At 65.7% G+C, this 25,205-nt stretch carries 24 protein-coding genes; 10 read left to right on the forward strand and 14 right to left on the reverse strand.

The window, feature by feature from the left end:
• Positions 1–151 precede the first annotated feature (151 nt).
• Complete coding sequence (rox, locus tag NM2_RS03640; RefSeq protein WP_067664187.1) at positions 152–1,576, reverse strand: rifampin monooxygenase; 1,425 nt, start codon at positions 1,574–1,576, stop codon at positions 152–154.
• Between the two features lie 215 nt (positions 1,577–1,791).
• Positions 1,792–2,193 carry a VOC family protein gene (locus NM2_RS03645; protein WP_067663949.1) on the reverse strand — a complete coding sequence of 134 codons (402 nt, stop codon included), beginning with the start codon at positions 2,191–2,193 and terminating at the stop codon, positions 1,792–1,794.
• Between the two features lie 115 nt (positions 2,194–2,308).
• On the opposite strand from NM2_RS03645, the gene NM2_RS03650 reads away from it, so the two are divergent.
• The gene (locus NM2_RS03650; protein ID WP_067663952.1) at positions 2,309–3,244 is read left to right on the forward strand and encodes an LLM class F420-dependent oxidoreductase; all 936 of its coding nucleotides are present in this window, start codon (positions 2,309–2,311) and stop codon (positions 3,242–3,244) included.
• A gap of 177 nt (positions 3,245–3,421) precedes the next feature.
• On the opposite strand, the gene NM2_RS03655 is transcribed toward NM2_RS03650, so the two are convergent.
• Positions 3,422–5,785: an MMPL family transporter gene (locus NM2_RS03655; RefSeq protein ID WP_067663955.1), complete on the reverse strand. Its 2,364-nt coding sequence runs from the start codon at positions 5,783–5,785 to the stop codon at positions 3,422–3,424.
• A gap of 207 nt (positions 5,786–5,992) precedes the next feature.
• Here NM2_RS03655 and NM2_RS03660 point away from each other — a divergent pair, with 207 nt between their 5' ends.
• From NM2_RS03660 to tgt, 5 genes are all read left to right on the forward strand, one after another.
• Positions 5,993–6,577, forward strand: a complete 585-nt coding sequence (locus NM2_RS03660; protein ID WP_067663958.1) for a TetR/AcrR family transcriptional regulator — start codon at positions 5,993–5,995, stop codon at positions 6,575–6,577.
• Between the two features lie 2 nt (positions 6,578–6,579).
• A complete protein-coding gene (locus NM2_RS03665; protein WP_067663961.1) occupies positions 6,580–7,122 on the forward strand; it encodes an RrF2 family transcriptional regulator in 543 nt (180 codons plus the stop codon).
• A gap of 409 nt (positions 7,123–7,531) precedes the next feature.
• On the forward strand, positions 7,532–9,268 hold the full coding sequence (locus NM2_RS03670; RefSeq protein ID WP_067663964.1) for an ABC transporter ATP-binding protein: 1,737 nt from the start codon (positions 7,532–7,534) through the stop codon (positions 9,266–9,268).
• Positions 9,265–11,205: an ABC transporter ATP-binding protein gene (locus NM2_RS03675; protein ID WP_067663966.1), complete on the forward strand. Its 1,941-nt coding sequence runs from the start codon at positions 9,265–9,267 to the stop codon at positions 11,203–11,205. The genes NM2_RS03670 and NM2_RS03675 overlap by 4 nt, the downstream gene beginning before the upstream one ends.
• 252 nt (positions 11,206–11,457) lie before the next feature.
• The gene (gene tgt / locus NM2_RS03680) at positions 11,458–12,702 is read left to right on the forward strand and encodes a tRNA guanosine(34) transglycosylase Tgt (RefSeq protein WP_067663968.1); all 1,245 of its coding nucleotides are present in this window, start codon (positions 11,458–11,460) and stop codon (positions 12,700–12,702) included.
• A gap of 657 nt (positions 12,703–13,359) precedes the next feature.
• Here tgt and NM2_RS03685 read toward each other — a convergent pair.
• The gene (locus tag NM2_RS03685) at positions 13,360–14,133 is read right to left on the reverse strand and encodes a queuosine precursor transporter (protein ID WP_174575596.1); all 774 of its coding nucleotides are present in this window, start codon (positions 14,131–14,133) and stop codon (positions 13,360–13,362) included.
• 49 nt (positions 14,134–14,182) lie between these two features.
• Here NM2_RS03685 and NM2_RS03690 point away from each other — a divergent pair, with 49 nt between their 5' ends.
• Entirely contained in the window at positions 14,183–14,701 is a 519-nt protein-coding gene (locus NM2_RS03690; protein ID WP_067663971.1) for a DUF4190 domain-containing protein, read from the forward strand.
• A gap of 77 nt (positions 14,702–14,778) precedes the next feature.
• Here the strand turns inward: NM2_RS03690 and NM2_RS03695 are convergent, their stop codons facing one another.
• From NM2_RS03695 to NM2_RS48695, 3 genes are read right to left on the reverse strand one after another with little or no spacing between them, the layout of a single operon-like run.
• The gene (locus tag NM2_RS03695; protein ID WP_067663974.1) at positions 14,779–15,639 is read right to left on the reverse strand and encodes an RDD family protein; all 861 of its coding nucleotides are present in this window, start codon (positions 15,637–15,639) and stop codon (positions 14,779–14,781) included.
• A 50-nt stretch (positions 15,640–15,689) separates the two neighbouring features.
• A complete protein-coding gene (gluQRS, locus tag NM2_RS03700; protein ID WP_067663977.1) occupies positions 15,690–16,610 on the reverse strand; it encodes a tRNA glutamyl-Q(34) synthetase GluQRS in 921 nt (306 codons plus the stop codon).
• 2 nt (positions 16,611–16,612) lie between these two features.
• Positions 16,613–17,083 (reverse strand): DUF309 domain-containing protein, encoded by a 471-nt coding sequence (locus NM2_RS48695; RefSeq protein ID WP_067663980.1) that lies wholly within the window; start codon positions 17,081–17,083, stop codon positions 16,613–16,615.
• A gap of 397 nt (positions 17,084–17,480) precedes the next feature.
• Here NM2_RS48695 and NM2_RS47170 point away from each other — a divergent pair, with 397 nt between their 5' ends.
• Complete coding sequence (locus NM2_RS47170) at positions 17,481–17,690, forward strand: DUF397 domain-containing protein (protein ID WP_218025846.1); 210 nt, start codon at positions 17,481–17,483, stop codon at positions 17,688–17,690.
• Between the two features lie 65 nt (positions 17,691–17,755).
• Here the strand turns inward: NM2_RS47170 and qcrB are convergent, their stop codons facing one another.
• Entirely contained in the window at positions 17,756–19,387 is a 1,632-nt protein-coding gene (qcrB, locus tag NM2_RS03710) for a cytochrome bc1 complex cytochrome b subunit (RefSeq protein ID WP_067663983.1), read from the reverse strand.
• A 117-nt stretch (positions 19,388–19,504) separates the two neighbouring features.
• Here qcrB and NM2_RS03715 point away from each other — a divergent pair, with 117 nt between their 5' ends.
• Entirely contained in the window at positions 19,505–21,082 is a 1,578-nt protein-coding gene (locus NM2_RS03715) for a WS/DGAT domain-containing protein (RefSeq protein WP_067663986.1), read from the forward strand.
• A gap of 167 nt (positions 21,083–21,249) precedes the next feature.
• Here NM2_RS03715 and NM2_RS03720 read toward each other — a convergent pair whose 3' ends face one another.
• The 6 genes from NM2_RS03720 to NM2_RS03745 all read right to left on the reverse strand — a co-directional run bounded on the left by NM2_RS03720 (position 21,250) and on the right by NM2_RS03745 (position 23,582).
• A complete protein-coding gene (locus NM2_RS03720) occupies positions 21,250–21,552 on the reverse strand; it encodes a hypothetical protein (RefSeq protein ID WP_067663989.1) in 303 nt (100 codons plus the stop codon).
• Entirely contained in the window at positions 21,552–22,052 is a 501-nt protein-coding gene (locus tag NM2_RS03725; protein ID WP_067663992.1) for a hypothetical protein, read from the reverse strand. The genes NM2_RS03720 and NM2_RS03725 overlap by 1 nt, the downstream gene beginning before the upstream one ends.
• A 17-nt stretch (positions 22,053–22,069) precedes the next feature.
• Positions 22,070–22,501, reverse strand: a complete 432-nt coding sequence (locus NM2_RS03730) for a hypothetical protein (RefSeq protein ID WP_067663995.1) — start codon at positions 22,499–22,501, stop codon at positions 22,070–22,072.
• A 186-nt stretch (positions 22,502–22,687) separates the two neighbouring features.
• Complete coding sequence (locus NM2_RS03735) at positions 22,688–22,888, reverse strand: hypothetical protein (RefSeq protein ID WP_067663998.1); 201 nt, start codon at positions 22,886–22,888, stop codon at positions 22,688–22,690.
• Entirely contained in the window at positions 22,885–23,241 is a 357-nt protein-coding gene (locus NM2_RS03740; protein WP_067664001.1) for a hypothetical protein, read from the reverse strand. The genes NM2_RS03735 and NM2_RS03740 overlap by 4 nt, the downstream gene beginning before the upstream one ends.
• Positions 23,238–23,582 carry a hypothetical protein gene (locus tag NM2_RS03745; RefSeq protein ID WP_157120867.1) on the reverse strand — a complete coding sequence of 115 codons (345 nt, stop codon included), beginning with the start codon at positions 23,580–23,582 and terminating at the stop codon, positions 23,238–23,240. Before NM2_RS03745 ends, NM2_RS03740 begins: the two co-directional genes overlap by 4 nt.
• A 268-nt stretch (positions 23,583–23,850) precedes the next feature.
• Here NM2_RS03745 and NM2_RS03750 point away from each other — a divergent pair, with 268 nt between their 5' ends.
• A complete protein-coding gene (locus NM2_RS03750; protein ID WP_067664007.1) occupies positions 23,851–25,089 on the forward strand; it encodes a helix-turn-helix domain-containing protein in 1,239 nt (412 codons plus the stop codon).
• Positions 25,090–25,205 lie beyond the last annotated feature (116 nt).

Below are 25,205 nucleotides of genomic sequence, written 5' to 3' on the forward strand. Positions count from 1 at the left end.
CTCTATCAGGCAACTACGCAGTACCGGCCTGGTTTTCGGCGGTATCAACAGCCCCCCGGCGAACAATATCGGGCCGGACGCCCTGCGGGGATCGCGATGATGGGCATCGAAATCCCCAGCAGGGCGATCGATTGCGTCTATTCTGACGAAATCAGTTGGCGGGCTTGCCGAACCAGCGGGTGAGGTGGTCGTTCAGGTCCTGCTGGTTCTCGCCGATCCAGGCGATGTGGCCGTCCGGGCGTAGCAGGGCGGCCGGAACGTCCAGTGCCGCGGTGGGATCGGCGATGACGTCCACCCGATCGGACCAGCCGTCCACGGACAGGGTTTCGGTGGGGTCGAGCAGGAGGCCACGGCCCTGATGTGTCCGGTCGTAGAGGCGGCCCTGCTTCAGGTCGATATCGCGCAGGCGGCGGCCCAGCAGGTCGGGGCCTTCGCCGAAGTCGTAGCGGATGCCGATCGCGGTGATCTTCTCGATGAGATAGCGGTTCACCTCGTCGAATTGCATGAGTTCCGTGAGTAGTTCGCGCACGGCCCGCGGGCCCGGTTCGGTGGACAGCAGTTCCATCTGGGCGCGGGTGTTGTTCAGTACGTCCTCGGCGACCGGATGACGTTCGGCCTCGTAGGTGTCCAGCAAGCCATCCGGGGCCCAGCCGCGAATCCGCGCGGCGAGCTTCCAGCCGAGGTTGAACGCGTCCTGAACACCCAGGTTGAGGCCCTGACCGCCGGTGGGCGGGTGGATGTGCGCCGCATCACCGGCCAGCAGCACGCGCCCGACCCGGTAATGCTCGGCCGATCGCGTGGCATCGCCGAACCGGGACAGCCAGCGCGGGGAATGCACGCCGAAATCGGTTCCGGCGATGGCTCGCAGTTGTCGCCGGAAATCCTCGAGCGTGGGCGGCTCCGCACGATCGCTCACCCCCTCGGCGGGGACCACGACGCGGTAGATCCCCTCCCCGAAAGGCCCGAGGCCGAACCGCTTGTTGGTCTCGCGGACCTCGGTCACCTTGGCGATGACCTCCTCCTGCGGCACACCCACTTCCATCTCGCCCAGCAGCGTCTCGGTCCGCGAGGGCTCGCCGGGGAAGCCGACGCCGAGCAGTTTGCGCACCGTACTGCGTCCGCCGTCGCAGCCGACGAGGTAGCGCGAACGCAGCCGCTCGCCGTCGGCCAGCTCGACGGTCACCCCCTCGTCGTCCTGCGCGAAACCGACCACCTCGCGCCCGCGCCGGATCTGCGCGCCCAGCTCGAGCGCGTGTTCCTCGAGCAGTTCATCGATGATCGGCTGCGGGATGCCCAGCACATAGGCGTGCGCGGAATCCAGGCCCTCGGGTGCGGGTCTGGTGATGGCCGCGAAGAAACCGCCGACCGGATACTGTTTTCCGCGCTCGAGGAAACGGTCCAGCAGCCCGCGCATGGCCATCACCTCGATACTGCGAATATGCAGACCGAGCGCGCGCACGAACGGCACGGGTTCGGGCTCCTTCTCCAGGACGAGGACCCGCACATCGTGCAGCCGCAGCTCAGCGGCCAGCATCGCGCCGGTCGGCCCGCACCCGGCAATGATCACATCGAACATGAACCACCCATTCGCTGAATCCTCTCCCATCCAGTTCCAGCCCATATCCGGCGCGAGGCGCGGCTGTGCGCGCACGTCTCGCGAATTCCGGATTTCCGCAGGTTCTGGCTTCGGCCGCCTATTGTGCGGTACTACCCGGGCCTTGCCGCAAGCCCCCGGGTGCGATATATGTTGAAAGGGGAGGGGGAGTTTGCCCGGGCGATTTTCCAGGGCGTTCAGCGAACGGCGAATTTGGCGATGGCCGCCTCGGTGACCGGTGTGAAGAGATTGACCAGATTGCCGTCCGGATCCCGCAGCAGCAGGGACCGATTCCCCCACGGCATCGTGGTGGGTTCGGTGACGAAATCCGCTACGGCGGTACGCAATCGGCGATACTGCGCGTCCACGTCGGGGACCAGGAATTCGATGATCGCGGTGTGATTGTCGGCCGGGCGCGCGCTCCCGGCCGCGAAAAGCGCCACGGTTCGGGTGCTTCCGATCGCGAGCGTTCCGGCCGGTGTGACGATCTCGGCGAAATCCGGTGTGGCCCAGGCGGGTTCGACTCCGGTCAGCAGCTGGTAGAACTCGGCCAGGCCGCGGACGTCGTCGGTGATGAGGCGGATCGATACGAGATTCACGGCAATGCCCTTCGGTCGATGCCGGGGCGAATTCCCCGGCATCCGCCACGTTAGAGACGAAACAGGACAGGATCTGTCCGCTGAACCGATTGGCATGGGCGTACGGTAGACGCCCGTGGACCTACGGATCTTTACCGAACCCCAGCAAGGCGCAACCTACGACGACCTCCTGAGGGTCGCCAAGACCACCGAGGATGCCGGATACGACGCGTTCTTCCGGTCCGACCACTTCCTGAAGATGGGTGATGTGTCCGGGTTGCCCGGACCCACCGACGCGTGGATCACCCTGGCGGGCCTGGCCCGCGAGACGTCCCGGATCCGTCTCGGCACACTCGTCACCGCCGCCACCTTCCGGCATCCCTCGGTGCTGGCCGTGTCGGTGGCGCAGGTGGACCAGATGTCCGGCGGGCGAGTCGAATTCGGTCTCGGCGCGGGCTGGTTCGCCGAGGAGCACACCGCCTACGGCATCGAGCTGCCCGAGGTGAAGGAGCGATTCGACCGGTACGCCGAACAGCTCGAGGTCATCACCGGCCTGTGGGAGACCCCCGAGGGCGAGAGTTTCGACTACGCGGGTAAGCATTACCGGCTGGAGAACGCCCCGGCCCTGCCGAAGACGACGCAGCGTCCGCGTCCGCCGGTGATCATCGGCGGCACCGGTAAGAAGCGCACCCCCGAGCTGGTCGCCCGCTTCGCCCAGGAGCTCAACCTGCCGTTCGTCGACGCCGCCACGGCCAAGGCGCAGGTCGACCGCGTGGACGCGGCGGCTCGGGCGATCGGCCGCGATCCTGGTGAGATCGTGCGCTCGGCCGCGCAGGTGCTGTGCACGGGCCGTGACGATGCCGAAATCGCCCGTCGTGCGGCGGCGATCGGCCGCGAGCTGGACGAGATGCGGCAGAACGGCCTGGCCGGGTCCCCGGCGGAGATCGTCGACAAGATCGGCCGCTATCGCGAGGAGACCGGCATCACCCGGTTGTACCTGCAGGTGCTGGATCTGTCCGACCTCGAGCACATCGAATTCGCCGCGTCGGAGATTGCGCCGCAGTTGAACTGATCTCTCGTCAGGGGCGGCGGGCGGTCCGGCGCACGATCCGTGCCGGAGCGATCTGCCGCCGCTATGTGATACGACGTGGGCCCCGGTCGAATTCGACCGGGGCCCAAATCTTTTCGACTGGACGAACATCGCGGCCCTCGCCCGCGGTGCGAACGAGGGCCGCGTGCCTACGCGTGATCAGCCGACCGGCACGGGCTCCTTCTCCCGCGCCGCCTCGCGCTCACGCTCCTGCAGTGCACGCAGTTTCGTGCCCTCGACGTCGATATCGGGCAGGATCCGGTCCAGCCACCCGGGCAGCCACCAGGCCGAGCGGCCCAGCAGCACCAGCAGCGACGGAATCAGCACCATGCGCACCAGGAAGGCGTCGAACAGCACGCCCGCGGCCAGCGCGAAGCCCATCGACTTGGCCGTCACGTCGGGCATCATCACGAATCCGCCGAAGACCGAGATCATGATGATCGCGGCCGAGGTCACCACCCGCGCGCCGTGGTGGTAGCCCGCCACGACGGCCTCCTTCGGTGACTTGCCGTGGGTGTACTCCTCACGCATTCGCGAGACCAGGAACACCTGGTAGTCCATGGCGAGGCCGAATACCAGCCCGATCAGGATGATCGGCAGGAAGCTCACCAGCGGATGGGTCTCCTTGACCAGCCCGAGCTTGCCCTCCTGGAAGATCAGCACGGTCGCGCCGAAGGTCGCGGCCATCGACAACAGGAAGCCCAGGGCCGCGGTCAGCGGCACCAGAATCGAGCGGAACACCAGCATCAGCAGGATGAACGCCGCCGCGGCCACGATGGCCATATAGGGCACGATCTTGCCGAGCAGCGCACTGGACACGTCCGCGTAGATCGCGGTGGTGCCGGTGATGCCGTATTCCATCCCGTACTGGGATTTGAACTGGCTCTCGGCGCTGCGCGCGTTCTTCACCAGATCCTGGGTGGCCTTGTCGTTCGGCCCGGTCTTGGGCACCGCCGACAGCCGCGCACCGGTCGATTCGGCGTAGTTGCCGGCCTGGGTGGCCGGATCGACCTTGTTGGTGACCGCCGGGGTGACGAAGTCCATCCCCGGATAGGACGCCAGCTTGTCGTGCAGCGCGGTCACCGCGGCCTGCCGCTGACCGGGTGCGACACCGCTCAGATCGGCGACGATGGTCAGAATGCCGTTGCTGCCCACACCGAATCCCTCGGTGCGCAGGTCGTATGCCTTGCGCACGGTGCTGGTGGTGGGCTGGCTGTCCTCACCGGGCAGGCCCAGGCTCAGCTTGGTGGCGGGCAGCGCGAACAGGCCGAGCACGATGATGCTCAGCACCAGCGTCACCGCGGGCATCCGGCCGATCAGGCGGCCGAACCGCATGCCGTTGGTGACCGAGGCGGGGTTCTCGGGGTCGTGTTTGGCGACCAACGGCAGCTTCGGCTTGAACAGATATTTGCCGAACGCGCCCATCAGCGCGGGCAGCAGCGTCAGCGCGACCATGATCGCGAAGGCCGCCGCGAGCGCGCCGCCCAGACCCATCCAGGTCAGGAAGCTGACCCCGACGATGCTCAGCCCGCACAGCGCGATGATCACCGTCAGGCCCGCGAACACCACCGCGGAACCGGCCGTGCCGATCGCGGTACCGGCCGCCTCCTCGGGCGAATCCTGTACCGCCAGTTCGTGTTTGTAGCGCGAGACGATGAACAGCGCGTAGTCGATGGACAGCGCGATACCGATCATCGAGGCCAGAATCGTGGTGAAGCTGGGGATGTTCGCCACCGATGTTCCGGCCATGATCAGCGCCGACGCCGCGCCGACGCCGACGATGCCGGTCAGGATCGGCACGAACGCGGCCAGCAGTGCGCCGAACGCGATCATCATCACGATGAATGCCACGACGTAGCCGACCATCTCCGAGGCGCCGGTGTCGATGGCGTTGTTCTGCGCGATGGTGCCGTCCATCTCGACGGTCAGCCCGGCGCTGCGCGCGACATCGGCCACGTCGTACGCGGTCTTGCGGTCGGCGGCGGTGATATCGGAGAACTTCTTGATACTGAACGGAACCTGAAGGTACGCAACGGTATCCGCGGGTGCGGTGGAACCGTCGCCCTTGCCCAGGACGTTCAGCGGGGCCAGCCCGCAGCGCGCGACGAACGCCGCGTCGGTGCGGTCGCCGGTGAGGCAGCCCATCTTGTCCGCGGCGGCGAGCGGATCCATCAGCGGTTTGCTGTGGTCGACGATGTTCAGCTCGCCCAGCTTCTGTACCAACTCGGTGATCGCGGCACGGTTCGCGGGATCGGTGAGCTTCTGACCGGCCGGTGCGCCGATCACATAGGTGCCGGTGACCGCGTCGAAGCTGAACTGCGCCGACAGGCCGGGGAACTGTTTGTCGAGGATGTCCGTCGCTCGCTGGGACGGCAGGTTCGGGATGTTGAAATCATCCTTCACCGGCTTCTTCAGCCCGAACCCGAGCCCGGCGATGATCAGGACGATCAGTAGCCAGACCGGTAATACGATCCATTTCCGGCGGTAGGCGAACTTGCCCCACCGGTAGAGGTATACGGACACGGGCGGTTTCTCCTAGCTATCGCTGGGTCGTGTGCTGGGCGGAATGCGTATAGCGCAGGCAGCTTTTCCATGGCTGCCGTGAGCGCCGCTGCCACAGCATTTTCTGCCTACCGTGCGGTAGGTAGACTACCGAGCTGTAAGCGGAGCAACAACCTCGACTTGGTCACTGTCGCCCGCGCCGCGCACGGTGGATGAGAGGATCGAAAGATGGCAACGCGCAGTGCCGCCGGATCGGTCGCCGCAGGTAGAAGCACCAAGGAGGCGATTCGGGACGCTGCGATCCGGCTGTTTTCCGTCAAGGGATTCGATCAGACGAGCCTGCGCGAGGTCGCAGATGCGGTAGGAATCACAAAGGCCTCGCTCTACTATCACTACGCGTCGAAGCTCGATCTGCTGCTCGCCGTCATCGAGCCGATCTTCGACGAGCTGCGGGCGAACGTCGATGTCGCCGAGGGGCTCGCACACGATCCGACCGCTGTTCGGGAGGTGCTCGCCGCACAGTTGCGGGTGCTGCTGCGCAATCGCACCGCGGGCGCGATGTGCGTGCGGGACAGTGTGACGATCCTCAACGCGCTCGGCGATCGCTACCCGGACCTGCTCGATATCCATCGTCGGCTGTGTACCTGGCTGGCTGGTCCCGATCCCGATGACGCGGCCATGCTGCGGGCGAGTGCGGCACTGGAAATGCTCAGTTCGGTGTTCTGGTCGCGCGAACTCGCGCCCGGCGCCGATGATGAACTCATCGAACGGGTGCTGCTGAACGCGGCGCTCGGCGTCCTCGGCGGGGAGTAGCCGTGCACATCTCGCCGCGGGTCGACAACGCCGTCCGGATACTGCTGGAGATCGCGCGCATACAATCCAATCACGTTGGCGCGCAACAGGATTCGGTGAAGGCCGAAACCATCGCCGCGGCCCAGGAGATACCGCCGAAAATTCTCGAGGCGACCGCCGCGCAGCTGCGCCGGGCGGGCCTGCTGACCAGTCGGCGCGGCCCCGAGGGCGGCTACCGGCTCGCGCGTGCGGCCGATCGGATCAGCATCGCCGATGTGATCCGCGCCGTCGAGGGACCGCTCGCCTCGGTGCGTGGGCGACGTCCCGAGGACGTGCGGTATTCCGGTGTGGCCGAACCGCTCCAACAGGTTTGGATCGCGTTGCGGGTCAACATCCGCGCGGTGCTCGAGGAGGTGTCGATCGCTCAGATCGCCACGGGGGAACTGCCGGAATTCGTCGACGCGCTGACCGCCGATCCGGGTGCGTGGGCCCGGCGGCCCACCCTCGAGGGGCCCGCAGGCGCGGCCGCCGAGCGGGAATCCGCCGCGCCGCCGAATCGGGTGTGAGCTGGGCGCGAATCCGATACCGGACCGAATTGCCGTGGTGTGGGCCGGGTCCCGATCCACACATCGAGTTGGGCCGGGGATTGAATCCTGTGCGGCGATCGAATCAGACCCGAGAACGAGGCATGGGAACAGGGCGGGATCGGGATCGGATGTGGGGCCCGGCCATCGGGTTGCCGGGCTGGATTCCAGCCGATGCGGTTCGCCGCGCGAGCCCATAGGCGACGCGATGTGGATCCGGAACGAATCCGGTATGCCTCTCGGCCGGGCGACCGGCGAGGACCGGAGTCGGTCCGATGAGCTGAGGTTGGCGCGGTTATGCCGAACCGGCCGTTGACGTGGGTGCGCAAGTGTCCGCTCAGGGCAGAATCCTGGCGATCGTGTCACCGGTTGCCGGTAGCCTGCATCCATCATGTTGATCCGACTGCTCCGCACCTTCGCCGCACCGTATCGCGCCCAGCTCGCGGGTGTCGTCGCGCTGCAGCTGATCTCGGTGATCGCGATGCTCTACCTGCCGACGCTGAACGCCGACATCATCGATAACGGCGTGACCAAAGGTGATATCGGCTACATCTGGCGTACCGGGCTGTGGATGCTGCTGGTCTCGGGCGTGCAGATCCTCGCCTCGGCGACCTCGGTCTATCTCGGCGCGCAGGCCGCGATGGGCGCCGGGCGGGATATCCGCGCGGCCCTGCTGCACCGGGTGGGCACCTTCTCCGCACGGGAGGTCGGGCTGTTCGGCGCGCCCTCGCTGATCACCCGCAATACCAACGATGTTCAGCAGGTACAGCTGCTGGTCGTGATGAGTGTGACCATTCTGGTGATGGCGCCGATCATGTGCGTCGGCGGCATCGTCATGGCCTTGAAGCAGGCCCTCGGGCTGTCCTGGGTCCTGCTGGTCGCGGTGCCGGTGCTGGCGCTGACCATGGCGGTGATCATCTCCCGCATGGTGCCCGGGTTCCGGAGCGTGCAGACCCGCATCGACGGGGTGAATCGTGTTCTGCGCGAACAGATCACGGGCATCCGGGTGGTCCGGGCCTTCGTGCGCGAGCGGCACGAGACCGCGCGTTTCGACCTCGCCAACACCGATCTGACCAAGGCGTCGCTGTACGTCGGGCGGCTGAGCGCGCTGATGTTCCCCGCGGTCATGCTGATCAGCAACGTGACCACGGTGGCGGTGCTGTGGTTCGGCGGGCACGCGATCGACGACGGGACCATGCAGGTCGGATCGCTGACCGCGATGCTGGCCTACATCATGCAGATCCTGATGGCCGTGATGATGGCCTCGTTCCTGGCGATGATGGCCCCGCGCGCGGCGGTCTCGGCCGAGCGCATCTCCACGGTGCTGGCGACCGAATCCTCGGTGGTCCCGCCGCGACAGCCACAGGCCTTCAGCCGCGATCCCGGATCGGTGGAATTCGCCGCGGCCGAATTCACCTTTCCCGGCGCGGAGAAACCGGTGGTGCGGGATGTGCGATTCCGCGTCGAGCCGGGGCAGACCACCGCGATCGTCGGTTCGACCGGTGCGGGTAAGACCACGCTGATCAATCTCGTTCCGCGCCTGATCGATGTGACCGGCGGTGAGGTGCTGGTCGGCGGCGTCGATGTGCGGCGCCTGGATCTGGATGTGCTGCGCGCCCAGATCGGCCTGGTACCGCAGAAGGCGTATCTGTTCACCGGCACGGTCGCGGACAATCTGCGCTACGGAAAACCCGAGGCCACCGACGAGGAACTGTGGCACGCCCTCGAGATCGCCCAGGCCGCGGATTTCGTGCGGGCCATGCCGCAGGATCTGCGGACGCCGATGGCGCAGGGCGGCACCACGGTTTCGGGTGGTCAGCGTCAGCGCCTGGCGATCGCCCGCGCGCTGGTGCGCAGACCCCGGATCTACCTGTTCGACGACTGCTTCTCCGCACTCGACGTCGCCACCGACGCGCGAGTGCGCGAGGCATTGCGTCCGGAGACCGCCGACGCGGCGGTTATCACTGTGGCACAACGGATTTCCACGATCCGCGACGCCGATCGGATCATCGTGCTGGAGGATGGCGCGGTGGTCGGGCAGGGCACACACGACGAACTGCTGCGCGAGTGCGGGGAGTACCGCGAGATCGTGGAATCGCAGTACAGCCCGGAGGAGGCCGCGCGATGAGACCCGGTATGCCCGGACCGGGCGCTCCCGGAACCAAGGCGAAATCCTTCGGCCCCTCGCTGAAGCGGCTGCTGCGCCGGCTCGCGCCGGATCGTGTGCTGGTCACGGTGATCCTGGTGCTCGCCGTGATCGCGGTCGTGCTCAATACGCTCGGCCCGCAGATCCTCGGCCGGGCCACCAACCTGATCTTCGATGGCGTGATCGGCAAGCAACTGCCCGTCGGCTTGACCAAGGATCAGGCGATTGCCGGACTGCGCGAGCACGGCGAGAGCCGCCTGGCCGACATGCTGGCCGGAATGGACGTCATCCCCGGCACCGGCGTGGATTTCGGCGCGGTCGGCCGGGTGCTGCTGGTGGTGCTGGTGCTGTACATCTGCGCCGGGGTGTTCGGCTGGTTGCAGGGATATCTGCTCACCACCGTGATCAACCGCGTGATCAAGCGGCTGCGTGCCGATGTCGAGGACAAGATCCACCGGTTGCCGCTGAGCTATTTCGACAACAATCCGCGCGGTGATCTGCTCAGTCGCGTCACCAACGACGTGGACAACATGTCGCAGAGCCTGCAGCAGACGCTGAGCCAGATGGTGACCTCGGTGCTGACGGTGATCGGCATCCTGATCATGATGTTCTGGATCTCGCCGCTGCTGGCGTTGATCGCGCTGCTCACCGTGCCGGTCGCGGTGGTGGTCACCGCGCAGATCGCCAAACGCTCCAAACCGCATTTCGTCGCGCAGTGGAGATACACCGGCCTGGTGAACGCCCAGGTCGAGGAGGCGTACACCGGGCACGAGGTGGTCACCGCGTTCGGCCGGATGAACGAGGTCGGCCGGGAGTTCGACCAGCGCAACGGCAAACTGTACGAGGCCAGCTTCCGGGCGCAGTTCATCTCCGGGCTGATCATGCCGGTGATGATGTTCGTCGGGAACCTGAACTATGTGCTGATCGCCGTGGTCGGCGGGTTGCGGGTGGCCTCGGGCAGCCTGTCCCTCGGTGAGGTGCAGGCGTTCATCCAGTACTCGCGCGGATTCAGCCAGCCGCTCACCCAGATCGGCTCGATGATCAACCTGCTGCAATCGGGCGTGGCCTCGGCCGAGCGGATCTTCGAGATCCTCGATGCGCCCGAGCAGATCGCCGATCCGGCACAGGAGGATTCGCGTCCGGTGGATCGCGGCCGGGTGGCGTTCGAGGACGTCTCGTTCCGGTACGAGGCCGACAAGCCGATCATCGAAAATCTGTCGCTGGTCGCCGAGCCCGGACACGTCGTCGCGATCGTCGGCCCGACCGGTGCGGGCAAGACCACGCTGGTGAATCTGCTCGAGCGATTCTACGAGGTGGACGAGGGCGTCATCAGTATCGACGGCGTCGACATCACCCGGCTCACGCGCGATCATCTGCGGTCGCGGATCGGCATGGTGCTGCAGGACACCTGGTTGTTCGGCGGCACGATCCGGGAGAACATCGCCTACGGCAATCCCGAGGCGAGCGAACAGGAGATTCTGGAGGCCGCCCGCGACGCCTTCGTCGACCGTTTCGTGCATTCGCTGCCCAACGGCTACGACACGGTGATCGATGAGGAGGGTTCGGGCGTCAGCGCCGGGGAGAAGCAGCTCATCACCATCGCCCGTGCCTTCCTGGCCAAACCCTCGATCCTGATCCTGGACGAGGCCACCAGCTCGGTGGACACCCGCACCGAACTGCTCGTCCAGCAGGCCATGGCGGCCTTGCGCCGGGATCGCACCAGTTTCGTTATCGCCCATCGTCTTTCGACGATTCGCGATGCCGATCTGATCATCGTCATGGAATCCGGCCGCATCGTGGAACAGGGCACGCACGCCCAGCTCCTCGCGGCCCGGGGGCACTACCACAAGCTCTATCGCGCCCAATTCACCGGTGCCGCAACGGATCAGGATCTCGAGGAGTCGCTCGACACGGTGTAGGATTTCATCGGCTGCTCGAGCTCCACCCGATGGGCCGCTGGATCCGGCCGGGCCTGGTGCGGAGGCGTGAAAGTGCAACCACACCAGGCGATATCGCTCAGATGCGAGTCGGCTCATAGAGTTCGCCGCGACAGCTGGCTGCCGTCTTGCGGGTCGAACGGCTGGTAGCCGTTGTCGGCATCGGATATTCACCGGGCCGCCTGATCTGCACCGGGCGGCGGGTGCGTTCTGCCTGCCTGGCAGTATTGCGGGGTGGCTGATCCCGCTGATTTCTCGTTTTCCATCGGTACCCGGCTGGAGGGGCGGCACGGGCGATCCGGAGTGTTGCGGACGCCGCACGGCGACATTTCCACTCCGGCGTTCATTCCGGTGGGGACGAAGGCGACCGTGAAGGCGGTGTTACCGGAAACGATGCGGGAGATCGGGGCGCAGGCGTTGCTCGCCAATGCCTATCATTTGTATCTGCAACCGGGATCGGACATCGTGGACGAGGCCGGGGGATTGAGCCGGTTCATGAACTGGCCGGGGCCCACTTTCACCGACAGCGGCGGATTTCAGGTGATGTCGCTGGGGGTCGGGTTCAAGAAGGTGCTCGCCATGGAGGCGGTCGGCGTGCAGAGCGACGAGGTGATCGCGAAGGGGAAAGAACGACTAGCGGTCGTGGACGACGACGGGGTCACTTTCCGATCGCATCTGGACGGGTCGAAACATCGTTTCACCCCGGAGGTGTCGATGGGTATTCAACATCGGCTCGGCGCGGACATCATGTTCGCCTTCGACGAGCTCACCACATTGTTCAATACCCGTGGCTATCAGGAGAAGTCGCTGCAGCGCACGCACGAATGGGCGCAACGCTGCATCGACGAGCACGAGCGGCTCACCGCCGAACGTTCCCATCGGCCGTATCAGGCGTTGTTCGCGGTGATCCAGGGCGCGCAGTACGAGGACCTGCGCCGCAAGGCATGTCGCGATCTGGAGGCGTTGCGGGGAAGTGCCGGAACGGGATTCGACGGTTACGGTATCGGCGGCGCGCTGGAGAAACACAATCTCGGTACGATCGTCGGCTGGTGCTGTGACGAACTGCCCGAGGACAAACCGCGTCACCTGCTGGGCATCAGCGAACCGGAGGATTTCTTCGTCGCGATCGAGAACGGCGCGGACACCTTCGACTGCGTGAATCCCTCCCGAGTGGCCCGCAATGCCGCGATCTACGTAGCCGAGGGCCGATTCAACATCAACACCAGCCGTTTCCGCCGAGATTTCACCCCCATAGACGAAAACTGCGACTGCTACACCTGCACCCACTACACCCGTGCCTACATCCACCACCTGTTCAAGGCGAAAGAAATGCTCGCAGCCACCCTGTGCACAATCCACAACGAGCGCTTCACAATTCGCCTAGTGGACAATATCCGCGCAAGCATGGATGGCGGCAACTACGACGAATTCAAAGCCGAAACCCTCGGCCGCTGGCAGGGGCGCATCACAACGCCGTAGTATGCGCTCAATCGGTTCGGTGGCGCCTGGTCTCTTCCCCTCCGCTCTCGCGGCCGACCCGTTCTGCGGCTACCGGCTCGGTCCAGAACCCACCATCCTCCGAGCGAAACATCGCCGCTCGAGCATGTCTTCGATTGTGCTGGTCGAATCCTGTGACGGCAACCCCCGCTCATCCCGCCGACTCAGGTCTGTTCCGGTCCTGGGCACATCGAAACCTTCGGGGCTGTTGGCGAACATTTCAGGCGCACAACGCAAGTGAACGCCCTCCTGTGTTGCGTTTCGAGGCGCACAACGCAAGGGAACGACCACTTCTGTTGCGTTTCGGGTCGATTTTCGCCCTGAAACGCAACACTGTGACTATGGGGACGAGGTCGACGGTCCGCGCACTCGGGCCGGGATCGATGTCGGGTGGTCGTCAGGTCTCGGCTCAGCTGTAGCCCAGCAGGCGTTGGCAGTCGGATCTGCTGTGAGTTCGAGTGGGTTCAGGCGGGATCTGTCACATCCTGGAGGACGAAACCAGTGGTAATCGGAGCCGACGAGATGGTGGAGAGTTGTCCAGTTTCGGGACCAAAGGGGCGCAACATCATTCGGACACCCGATCTCTCGGGTGTCCGAAATGTATTCGACCGTAATGGGTTACCGTCGGCGGTCGCCGCCTCAGCTGTACAGCGCGGGGCGGTCCAGGGGGCCGTAGCTCGGTTCGCGTTTCTTCAGGAAGGCTATGCAGCGGTAGCTGATCGGCATGACGATCACTTCGCAGAGGGTCTTCCAGATGAAGCCCACCAGAACGTAATTCAGGAAGGCGCCCCAGGTGTTGATGCCGATGGCGGTCGCGGCGATCGAGCAGAAGATCAGGGTGTCGCCGAATTCGCCCGCGACGGTCGAGCCGAGCAGGCGGGCCCACAGGTGCTTCTCCTTGGTGCGCTCCTTGATCAGCACCAGCGTCACCGAGTTCAGGAACTGGCCGACGACGTATCCGGCCAGGCCCGCGGCGACCAGTTGCGGGGTGGTCCCGGCGACGGTGCGGAACGCGTCCTGGTTGCTGTAGAAGTCGGCCGCGGGCAGGCCGATGGCGATCCAGAAGCACACGACCATCAGCGCCAGCATGCCGAAGCCGTAGTAGATGGTGCGGCGGGCGGCCTTGAAGCCGTAGACCTCGCTGAGGATGTCGCCGATGACGTAGGCCAGGGGGAACAGGAAGAAGGCGCCGTCGGTGGTGATCGGCAGGATCTCGAGCGGTCCGAGGGAAAGATGGCTGCCGCCGAAGAATTGCACTCCCTTGGTGGCGCAGATGTTCGAAATCATCAGTGTGGTCGTGAAGACCACCACGATCAGGGTGTAGGGACTCCCCACGGCACGGGCGAAGGACGCGTGTTCGGCCGCGGGGCGTCCAGACTCGTCGATTTCCGGCGTTTGTCTTGTTTCACTCACGAGGTACTGACGATACCGGGAGGCGGGCGACTTCGAATAGGCTAGGCGAATGACGAGTCCCGGCGATTCCGACGAGTGGTGGAAGCAGTACGGCGGCGAGGGCGTGTCGTCGGAGTCGGGGGGCCACCCATCGGCGCCGCCGCCTCCGCCGTCCTACAACTCGGCTCCGCAGTATCCGGCCGCGCCGCCGCAGGCGCAGTCGTATCCGAGTTATCCGCAGCAACCGGTCCAGCCGGGCCCGCAACCCTATCCGCCCGGATATCAGCAGGGATATCAGCAGCCCGGATATCAGCCGTACGGCGGCTATCCGCCGGTGCGCAGTTCGAACGGCATGGCCATCGCCTCGCTGGTCACCTCCCTCGCCGGGCTCGCGACCTGCGGCGTCACCTCGATCGTCGGGGTGATCCTGGGATTCATCGCGCTGAATCAGATCAGGGAGCGCAATCAGGACGGCCGCGGATTGGCGCTGGCCGGGATCTGGATCGGGATCGGGATCATCGTCCTGGTCGTCGCCTACTTCGTCATCGTCTTCGTCGTCATCGCGAACAGTTCGTCGAACACCTACTGAGAGCCGGGACACGACGAGGGGCGCACCCGTGATCGGGTGCGCCCCTCGGTATTTCGCCGTGCCGTGGGCTCTGCGTCTCAGCCCTTGATCACCTGGGTGCCGCCGGCGATCCGGTCGTGCCAGCCCTGCTTGATGGGGGACTGATCGATCGTGACCATCATGACGATGACGATGACCAGTGCGGCGATGGTGCCGATGCAGATCAGCAGGTTGCAGATCAGGTAGAGATTGCGAATGAGCGCCTGCTGGAAGTCGGGTTTCGGCGCACCGTTGGGGCCCAGGACCCGCAGGCCCAGGATCTTCTTGCCGAGCGTGTAGCCCTGCGTGGACTCCATCAGCACGTAGTACAGGACGCCGATCAGGCCCATGAGCAACCCGCCGACCAGTTCACCGGCGACGGTGGTCCCCATCGTCATTCGGATGACGAAGAAGAGCAGGTACCCCGGGATACCGGCGATGATGGAGTCGATCAGTCGCGCGCCGATCCGGATGCCCAGCTCAGCGGGCTGCGCCCCCGGCGGAAGGCCCGGTATCCCGGGCATCCCCGGAAAACCGGGCGCACCCGGTGCGCCGTAGCCGGGCTGCTGACCGTACGGCTGCTGCTGCCCGTAGGGATCCTGCTGCGGATACGGCTGTCCGCCGGTCTGCTGACCGTATGGCTGCTGCTGACCGTACGGCTGTTGCTGCCCGTAGGGGTCCTGCTGCGGATATGGTTGTCCGCCGGTTTGCTGTCCGTATGGCTGCTGCTGTCCGTACGGGTCCTGCGGTCCCCCCTGCGGATACGGCTGTCCCCCCTGCGGGTACGGTTGCTGGCCGTACGGCTGCTGCTGTCCGTAGTTCGGCTGGCCCGGGTAGGGCTGACCGGCCTGGGGATACGGCTGACCGTACGGCTGTCCGCCCTGGGGGTGTTGGTTGGGGTCGTACCCACCGCTCGTCATATTTCGTGTAGTCCTCGTATATGTGATCGTGGCTTCGGACCCGGCGTACGTTACGGATTCCGGCTCGGTTCCACCACATCACCAGGCGCGAGGATCCACGGCGTGGTCGGCAGCGCTGCGGGCCGGAACTGCGCGAGCAACTCGTGCGGGCGGTTTGCCCGATATCCCAGCGAGTCCGCGAGCAGTGCGAATACCTGTTGCGGCGATTCACCGAGCGCTCGCCGATCGGTGAGAGTGACGGCTCCGTCCCGCTTGGCCAGTCGTTTGCCGTCGCGATTGAGAACCAGTGGAACGTGTACGTACCGTGGCACATTGACGCCGAGCAACGTGGCCAGATAGGCCTGACGCGGCGTGGAGGGCAGCAGATCGTCGCCGCGGACCACCTGGTCGATACCTTGGTCGGCATCGTCGACCACGACCGCCAGATTATAGGCCGGGATGCCGTCGCCGCGCCGCAGGACGAAATCGTCCACGATTCCCCGATACCGCCCGCGCAGCCCGTCGATGACCTCGAACTCGGTTGTCCGCGAACGCAATCGCAGTGCCGCGGGCCGTCCCTGCGCTCGCCGGTCGGCGCGTTCGGCCTCGGGCAGGTCGCGGCAGGTGCCCGGATACGCGCCCATCGGACCGTGCGGCGCCTGCGCGGCCTTCTGGATTTCCCTTCGGGTGCAATAACATTCGTAGGTCAGCCCGGCCGCGGTGAGCCGGTCGATGGCGGCGTGGTGCAGCGCGAGCCGCTCGGACTGCCGGACCACCGGGCCGTCCCAGTCCAGGCCGAGGGCGGACAGGTCTTCCAGCTGGCGTTCGGCCGCACCCGGGCGCACGCGATCCAGATCCTCGATCCGAATGCGGAAGGCGCGTCCGGTGGACCGGGCGAACAGCCAGGCCAGCAGGGCGGTTCGCAGGTTGCCCAGGTGTAGATCGCCCGACGGGCTCGGGGCGAACCGGCCGGCGCCGTGCTGTGCGTTCATGTTCAGCCCCGTAGACGAGGAATCAGATTTTCCTCGGGAATCTCGCGCCCGGCGGACAGATCGGCCAGCAGTCGCTCGGCATGTGCCCGCAGACCTGCGCCGTCGACCTCGTACGGCAACGGTTCCGCGACGTCCAGGCGTCCCACGGCCCGTTCGAGCAGTGTCCTCGCGCCCTTCGGATTACCGCGCTGGATGTGGGTGAGCCCGACCGCGTATTGGGCCAGTCCCTGCCACAGCATCCTTTCGGCGAACGGCCCGCTCTTCCACGCGGCCTCCAGAACCTCGTGTGCGTTGAAGGCCAGACCGTCGTCCAGCAGTCGCTGTGCGTAGTCGAGTGTCTCGTTCGGGGTCAGCTCGAGATCGTCCGGAATCCGCTCCACACCGGGGCTGCCGGGCGGTAGCGGGCGCCCGAAACGGTCGCGGGGTCGGGCATTGCGGGCATGTCCGGCATCGTCTCGATCGCGTTGCGCCACGGCTCCATGATCCACGGTGCCCGTGGCGGGCGCCGGTCCGGGCGGATCGGCATGGTGGAAGCCCGATCGAATTATGTACCTAATAATGTTTGCCGGACTCGCGAAATATTTGCTAGCTATAATTCTGCAAACAATTTCGGTGGTTCCGGTCTGGGAAGATATGCATGGTTGTATTCGAAAAGTGGCCAGCGCAACATTGCGGAAACCTGCTAGTGTGCTCAACGGGGGCGAGCCCCCGCAAGGTGCGGAAAGTGGACACGCACCGCGAGTCATGCAGTGTGCAGACTGCGCCCGTGCGGCGCAGTAACGGGGTCTGTCGTCTTTCTGAAGGATCCCGCTGTTGGAACGAATGAAGTCAGCTAATTCTCAGGGTCGAAGCAGTGAAGGAGTAAGTGCCGTGAAGGTTGATACGACCGATGCCGTCTGGTTCAAGAGTAGACACAGTGGTCCCGATGGAAACTGTGTCGAGGTTGCCTTCCTCGGTGACGGCAATGTCGCCCTGCGGGACACCAAGGACCATGGCCGCGGTCCGGTGCTGGGGTTTACGCCCGGCGAATGGGATGCGTTCGTCGCGGGGGTGACGGGTCGGCTGTCGGGGCGGGCCTGACCGGCCGATAGGGATCGACACATCGGGCCCCGGGCCGTGCGGCTCGGGGCCTTCGCGTGTGCGGATCAGTCCTCGTCACCGGGTCGCGCGAGACGACTTCGCAGTACGGCGAGTTGCTCGCGCTCTTGATTGCGGTCGGCCGCCTCCAGTTGTGCGGCCTCTACCTGTGGATCCGCGCGCAGGAAGCTGCCGCGCCCCGGTTTGCCGGAAAGGCCCAGCCGGTTCAGTTTCTTCGGAATCGCCGCTCCCTGATATTCCAGCGGAATCGGATGCCCGTGTTCGTCGACCGGGCCCAGCGGCTGATGGATCTCGATGTACTCACCGTCCGGCATCCGGCGCACGATTCCGGTCTCGATACCGTGCTCGAGCACCGCGCGATCGCTGCGTTGCAGCGCGACGCACATCCGGTAGGCGAGCATGTACGCCAGCGGCGGCGCGATCAGCAGGCCGATGCGGAAGGCCCAGGTGGTGGCGTTGAGCGAGATGTTGAATTTGAAGGCGATGATGTCGTTGACGCAGGCCAGGGTGAGAACCACGTAGAACGTCAGCGCCATCGCGCCGATCGCGGTGCGCACCGGGACGTCGCGGGGGCGTTGCAGCAGATTGTGCGGTGCGCGGTCCCTGCTCAGGCGTTTCTCGATCCACGGATAACCGATCAGCAGGCCGAAGACCACGGTCATCATGATCGCGACCGCGAACGGCCCCGGAATCGTGCGCCCGAACGGGTACAGCTCCCAGGCCGGGAACAGGCGCAGGAATCCGTCGGTCCACATCATGTAGAAATCCGGCTGGGTGCCCGCCGAGACCTGAGACGGGTTGTAGGGGCCCATATTCCAGATCGGATTGATCTGCAGCACACCGCCCATCGCCGCGACGATGCCGAGGGTGAACATGAAGAACGCGCCCTGATCCGCGGCGAACACCGGGACGATGCGCGCGCCCACGACATTGCGTTCGGTGCGGGCGGGTCCGGGGAACTGGGTGTGCTTCTGATACCAGACCAGGGCGACATGGGCCGCGATCAGCGCCAGCATGATGCCGGGCAGCAGCAGCACGTGCGCGATGTACAGGCGCGGGATGATGATCGTTCCGGGGAAGTCACCGCCGAACATCAACCAGTGCAACCAGGTTCCGATCACCGGTGTGCCCATGGTGATGCCCGCGAACGCGGCGCGCAGGCCCGTGCCGGACAGCAGATCGTCGGGCAGTGAATAGCCGAAGAAGCCCTCGAACATGGCCAGGATCAACAGCACCGAGCCGATCACCCAGTTGGCCTCGCGCGGTTTGCGGAACGCGCCCGTGAAGAAGATGCGGCACAGGTGCACGATCATCGAGGCGGTGAAAAGCAGTGCGGCCCAATGATGTACCTGTCGCACGAACAATCCGCCGCGCACGTCGAAGCTGATGTTCAGCGCGGATTCGTAGGCGCGTGACATGGAGACGCCGCGCAGTGGCTGGTAGCCGCCGTGATAGATCACCTCGGTCATCGACGGGTCGAAGAACAAGGTCAGATAGACGCCGGACAGCAGCAGAATGATGAAGCTGTAGAGCGCGATCTCGCCGAGCAGGAACGACCAGTGCGTCGGAAAGACCTTGTTGATGGAACGCTTCGCGAAATTGGCCGCCCGATATCGCTGATCCGCCGAATCGGCCTGTCCGGCGAGCGTTCGGCCGATGAAACCTTCTCGTACCGCCATGGCAGTCACCCCGCCCGGGAGAGAGATCCGTAATCTTCTACTACAGAGCGTAGCACTCACCTGTGCCGAGATCGATGGGGTTTTTCGGACGATTTCGGCGATGGATATCGTCGTCGGATGAGTTCGTTGGCACCGCAGGATGCGACGAGGCACTGGCTGTCCCGCCGGACGGTCAACGATCTGTTCCTGCTGTACTGCTTCACCGATGCCGGACATCCGTCCGAGCGGCTGCGGGGCGAAGTGCTCGCGCGCGCCGCGAGCATCCCCGACCTGTGCGTGCGGCTGCGGGAGAACCGATTCGCGTATCCGGAATGGGTGCGGTGCACCGTCACGGCCGAGCAGATCACCGAACCCGCCCTCCTCGATCCGTCTTGGCCGAATGTCATTGCGGCACTTGAGGATCTGCTGTCGCACGGTGTCCGAGCAGATGAACATCCGTGGCGGCTGTACCTGTTTCGCGGCGTTCGCGATGCACCCGGCTGCGCCGCACCCGCGCTGGTCGCGGTCCTACAGCTGTCACATGCGCTGGCCGATGGGCGTCGGGCGGCGCAGATCGCGCGGGCGTTGTGGAGTGATGCGTCGACCGAACCGGATGCGTACCCGCCCCCGCTTTCGCGTGGCGTGGCGCAGATGAGGGATGCGATCAGGTCGATGCGCGGGGTTGTGCGCAGGTCCACGGCATTGCTCCGGAAGTCGGCGCCAATCCCGCTGGATGTTCCGATCGAATTGGCGCGCAAGGTGATTCGTGAAGCCATCGCATCGCTTCGGCCGCTGAAGGCGGTGTCGCTGCCGATCGGTTCGGCACGCAAGGTGATTCGCAGGCGGGTCGTATCGCTCCGGCCGGTGGAGGTAATGGCGCTCCTGGGTATGCCGGTTGCGTTGGCCCGCACGGTAATTCGTGGTTTTGCCGCCGAGCGGGCGCGCCGGGGACTCGAAGAGCTTACTACGCGAGGCGAGATCGATGCTCCTGCAACGGAATTCCCGCCGACACTGCTCAATCATCCGCCCGCGCCGAGCGCCCACGCGATCCGCATGCTCGTCCGCGAGGACCTGCGAGTCCCGGGCCGAACCGTGACCGTGGTGGCCGCGTCGGCGATAGCCCAGGCCCTGTCCCGCTACCTGGCCGAACGCGGCGAACCGGGGGTACGTCTCGGCGCGCAGGTCTCCATGGCCCTACCCGCGGCCGATCGGCAGCCCGCGAAATCCGCGTCCCGGCGTCGCCGCCCCCGCAACAACTACGTCGACCTCGCCATCGAACTGCCGGTGGACGAACCGGACCCACACCGCCGCGCCGACCGCATCACCACCGCCCTCACCGCCCGCCGAACCCGCGCCACCCACCCCCTCATGACCACCCGCAACGCGGTAACCGAGGTCATCCCCGCCCCCCTACTACGCCGCGACATCGCCGGCTACCCCCTCGACCTCTCCCCCGACACCCTGTCCGGCCACACCGTCATCTCCAGCGTCAACCGAGGCCCCGCCGACCTGACCTTCGGCGGCGCCCCGGCCCACTGGACCGCCGGATTCCCCGCCCTGGGCACGGTAATGCACCTGACCCACGGCATCCACGGCCTCGGCGACAAGGTGACCGTCTCGATCCACGCCGACCCGGCCGTCATCCCGGACATCGATGTCTATGCGGACCTTCTGAACGTCGCCCTCACCGAAACCGTAAGTGCCCTGCGCCGCTGAATCGACGCTGGTGCCTGTCGAACGTTCGATATTCCGACCGCGGACACCGCCGTCGGCACAGTGGCGGTCGGGACCGGCGTCGATCTGACCGTGGCCGGTGTCTGGGCAGACATCGCCATCGGCGAGCCGTATTGGACAACGCCTGATCGCGAGCGGGGCACTCGAGGTCAGTGCGGCAGGCCCATCCGCTCGAGGATCCAATCGAGCGCGGCGTCGTGCTCGTCGGCCGAGTAGCGCCGCGTGTAGTGGGTGGGCGGCGTCACCCGGCGGATCCGTCGCCAGCCGCGCCGCGGGCGCACAGCCCATCCACCCCACTCGCGTTGGAACGAATGCCCGAAGCCAGTGTCCGCGGACAGTCCGTCCCGCACCTCCAGCAGGAATGTGCCGACGTTGTGTCGCAGCCAGAACAAGCGGCTCCGCAACGTCGCTGGTTTGCCGCTCTCGGCGTACCGGCCTGTCGTCCACGGCATCAGTGCGTCGCCTTCACCGCGCGTCCGTCGCGAGTGTGCACGAACGCGGTCGGTTCCTGGCCTTCGCGAATCCTGACGATGGCGAACGCGGTGCCGTTCGCGTCGATCGGTTCCCGATACTCGTGCCCGTCGACGACGATGGAGACCTCCGCGGCGTCCTGCGCGGCAAGTCCGGCGACCGCGAACCATGATTGATCCGGTGCCCGCAAGGTCGGGACGCGCTTGCGGGACATCTGTTTCAACGGCAGATGGTCAGGCGTGCGTTCGGCGCGCGGTCCATCGGGACGCGTTGTGCCGACAAGCGTCGACGGTGCAGACCATTCCCCGTCGATGTCTTCCATGATGATGATGAATCGGGCCTTGGTTGAGTCCATGGTGACGGCCACCGCGTCATCTATGACCCGGATCGCCGTTGGCGCGAAACCGGTGCCGAAGCCGTCATCGAGTTCGGCAACGCGTGACTGCGCGACCGCTACTGCCGGATGCTGGGAATGGATCATGGTCTGTCCTTTTCCGTTCAGCAGGTCATCAATTCGGACGACGAGTTGTCGGAGTGCTCGCCCGCGTTCCCGTTGATCCCGTCGAGGATCACCTCGGTGTGGAAAGAGTACCGAACCGAGGTGTTCGAGCAGGAGGCGTAGAGATAGGTGTCCCGGTCGTAGTTCGGGCTGAAAATCGTATGCGAGGTATGCACGTAGGTTCCGAGCTTGTTGAAGTCGAACCGCCACAGCTTGATCCGGATAGCGATGAGCGCCGGTGGATGTGGGTCGCAGTGGAGTGTGTAGCCGTAGGCGATGGGTGCCACGGAACCATAGGCGGTCTTGACCGGCGGCAGCGCCCGCGCGAAGCAGCTCACATGGTCCGCTTGTCGGACAGGGCTCGCGTGCGCGGGTGCCACGCCAATCGTGAGGGCGGCGGCGGCAATTGCCGCCGCGATGACGATCTTCATTTGTTCCTCCCTGAATTACCTTGGGCTAACCCGCTTTCGATGACACCTGGGTTTTCCGGTCACGCTCGGCCCATTGATCGAGACCCTGCGCGACACGGATCAGCAGCGCGGCGGATGGTGCCGCGGTTCGATGGTGGCTGTGAGGGATGTGGGTCGCGCCGGACGTGCGGTGCGGCAGTTCGGCCGTCACTCCCGTGGCCCTTCGACCTGCAGCTGCGCCAGCTTTTCCGCGGGCAGCTCGACTACGGCATGCGCGAGATCCCCGCGCTGTCGATATTCGGCGAGGCACTCGTGGCCGCAGAACACACGGTCGTCTTGGCTACGGCGCGTCTGCGCCGGGATCTCGTCCCCGCACCAGTCGCACCACTCGTCGTCGACGCGGCTCATGAGCCTGCCCGGACGCGCTGCCTGGTGCGCGGTTTCATGACTCCGGCCTCGGTGAGTGTCCGGCGCGCCTCACGCTTGCGGCCACACTGGGCCGGGGCGCATTCGAGGTGCTGGCGCATCACCTGGTGTGCCTGCTCTACTGTGAACGGGCGCGGTGGGGCAGTGTGTGTCCAGATCAGATGCCGGCCTGGCTGATACATGCGAGCGGTGGCCGGGTGCGGTGTGTGCGCCAGCTCTAGCGGAAGATCGGCGCGCGGTTCGCGCACATCGCGGATCACCATCACGACGATCACTCCGAAGCCGATGACGGTCAGGCCGATGAGGATCGTCCAAAACATTGCGGGCTCGGTCATGCTTTCGCTGCCGACGTGTCGACGAGACGATGCTGGGCGCGTTCGAGCACGCGATCGTCCTCCACGGTAATAATCGGCGCGATCAACCGCACGGTGGCGCCTATTCCGTCGAGGTGGTGCAGGTTCGGCACGATCACGGTCGCGCCGAACCTCGTGGACAGAGCGCGCACGATCGTGGTGAGTGGCCATTCGTGGGTCGAACCCAGGGCGGCGAGTTCGGCCGCGACGGCATAGCCGAGACACGCGCCGAGCTCGCGCATATTGCGGATGTCGTTCCCGCCGCGAATCGCTATGCGCAGGAGGGTGATTGCGATGCGCCGTGCAGCTGTGCTGTTCTCCATGCGGGTGATGCCTTCCGGTTGATGTTGGAAAGCACCGCCGCCGAGGTTGCCTCCCACCCGGCGGCGGCGCTGGCAACAGCCTCCGACTGCACCGCAGGTCGGCCTGGTGGAATTTCCCCAGCGCCACAGATGGGGGGATTCTCCCCGCATACGAATTCCGGCGAATTGCGTTGGTGTGCCAGTATCCTGGTGCTACCTCTTCGCGAAGGCTCAGCTCTCCCGGTCGACGGGCCGGGGACCGCGGGGAGACTCGACCGCGGAGAAGGTGATGGCTGTGGCGCAGCCGAATTCGAGCGACCTCGCCGGGCGGACTATCGGCGAGCGCATTCAGATCATTCGCACACGCACGGGTAAATCGCGTGCTGTCGTCGCCGGTCTCGTAGGCCGCTCGGAGGATTGGCTGCGAGATGTCGAAAAGGGGCGTCTGCAGAACCCGCCTCCGCTCGACATGCTGCTGCAACTTGCTCAGGTGCTCGGCGTGCGCGACCTCACCGAGATCACAGGGGAGCACGAACTTTTGGTCGGAGTGGCCAGGCGGGCGGGGCATCCTGTCGTACCCGCCATACGTGAGGCCATCGAAGGCGTCGATCTGGTTGGTAGCGCACCGCTGGTCGACGGTGACGAACTGCAGGCCCGTGTCGAGCGTGCATGGCGTATTTGGCACGAGTCGGCGAACCCACGCACAGACGCCGGTGCGATGTTGCCGTCGCTCATCACCGACGGGCGTCGCGCTATGCGAAGGGCGGAGGGACAGCATCGGCGCACCGCAGCCGCCGCGCTCGTAGGTGCGTACGTGCTATCCGAGCAAGTGCTCGCATGGGTTGCCGACTCGCCCTTGCTGTGGCTCGCCGCCGATCGTGCGATGGGCGCTGCCGAGGTGGCCGACGATCCGGTCTCACTTGCGGCGGCCTCCTGGGTGTTGGGCAACGTATGGCGCTCCACCGGCCGTGAGGAGGACGCCTACCGCTTGGCACAGGATGCGGTGACATTGCTCGAACCGCGGCTCGACGACAGCGCGAATGCTCGTGCCCTATGGGGCTCATGCCAGCTGCACAGCGCAATCACCGCCGGACGGCTCGGTCGTGAAGGCGACGCACTGCGGTCGATCGATCAGGCCTTGGGTATAGCCCGCGGGCTACCGACCGGGACCGCGCACCCGTGGACGCTGTTCGGGCTGCCGAATACCGAGATCAGCGCGGTGAGTGTGCAAGTCGAACTGCGCAAGTCGGGGAGTGCGCTCGAGGCGGCCAGTGTCGTCGACCCGGACTCGGTGCCCAGCGTCGACAGGCGTGCGCGGCTGTGGCTCGAATTGTCGAGAGCCTATGAGCAGCAGAAGGATTGGACCGGCGCTCTAGGAGCGCTGAGAACGGCCACCGCGATCTCCGAGGAATCGATGCGTTGCCACCCGCTGAGCCGGAACCTGGCCTCGGAGTTGGTGATACACGGAGGCAAGCTCATCGCGCGTGAATCTCGCGCGCTCGCTACACGGCTCGGCGTCACGGTCTGACCAATACGCAAGAAGCTCCTGAAGGTCTACGACCGGGCCGTGCAGCTGGCGTAGGTGAGTGATGTCGGGATTGTGTGATGGGATCCGACCGATGGTTGCCGCGACGACGTGGAGGG

Source organism: Nocardia miyunensis NBRC 108239 (genome assembly GCF_001613065.1).
In the GTDB taxonomy this organism is placed as follows: Bacteria; Actinomycetota; Actinomycetes; order Mycobacteriales; family Mycobacteriaceae; genus Nocardia; species Nocardia miyunensis.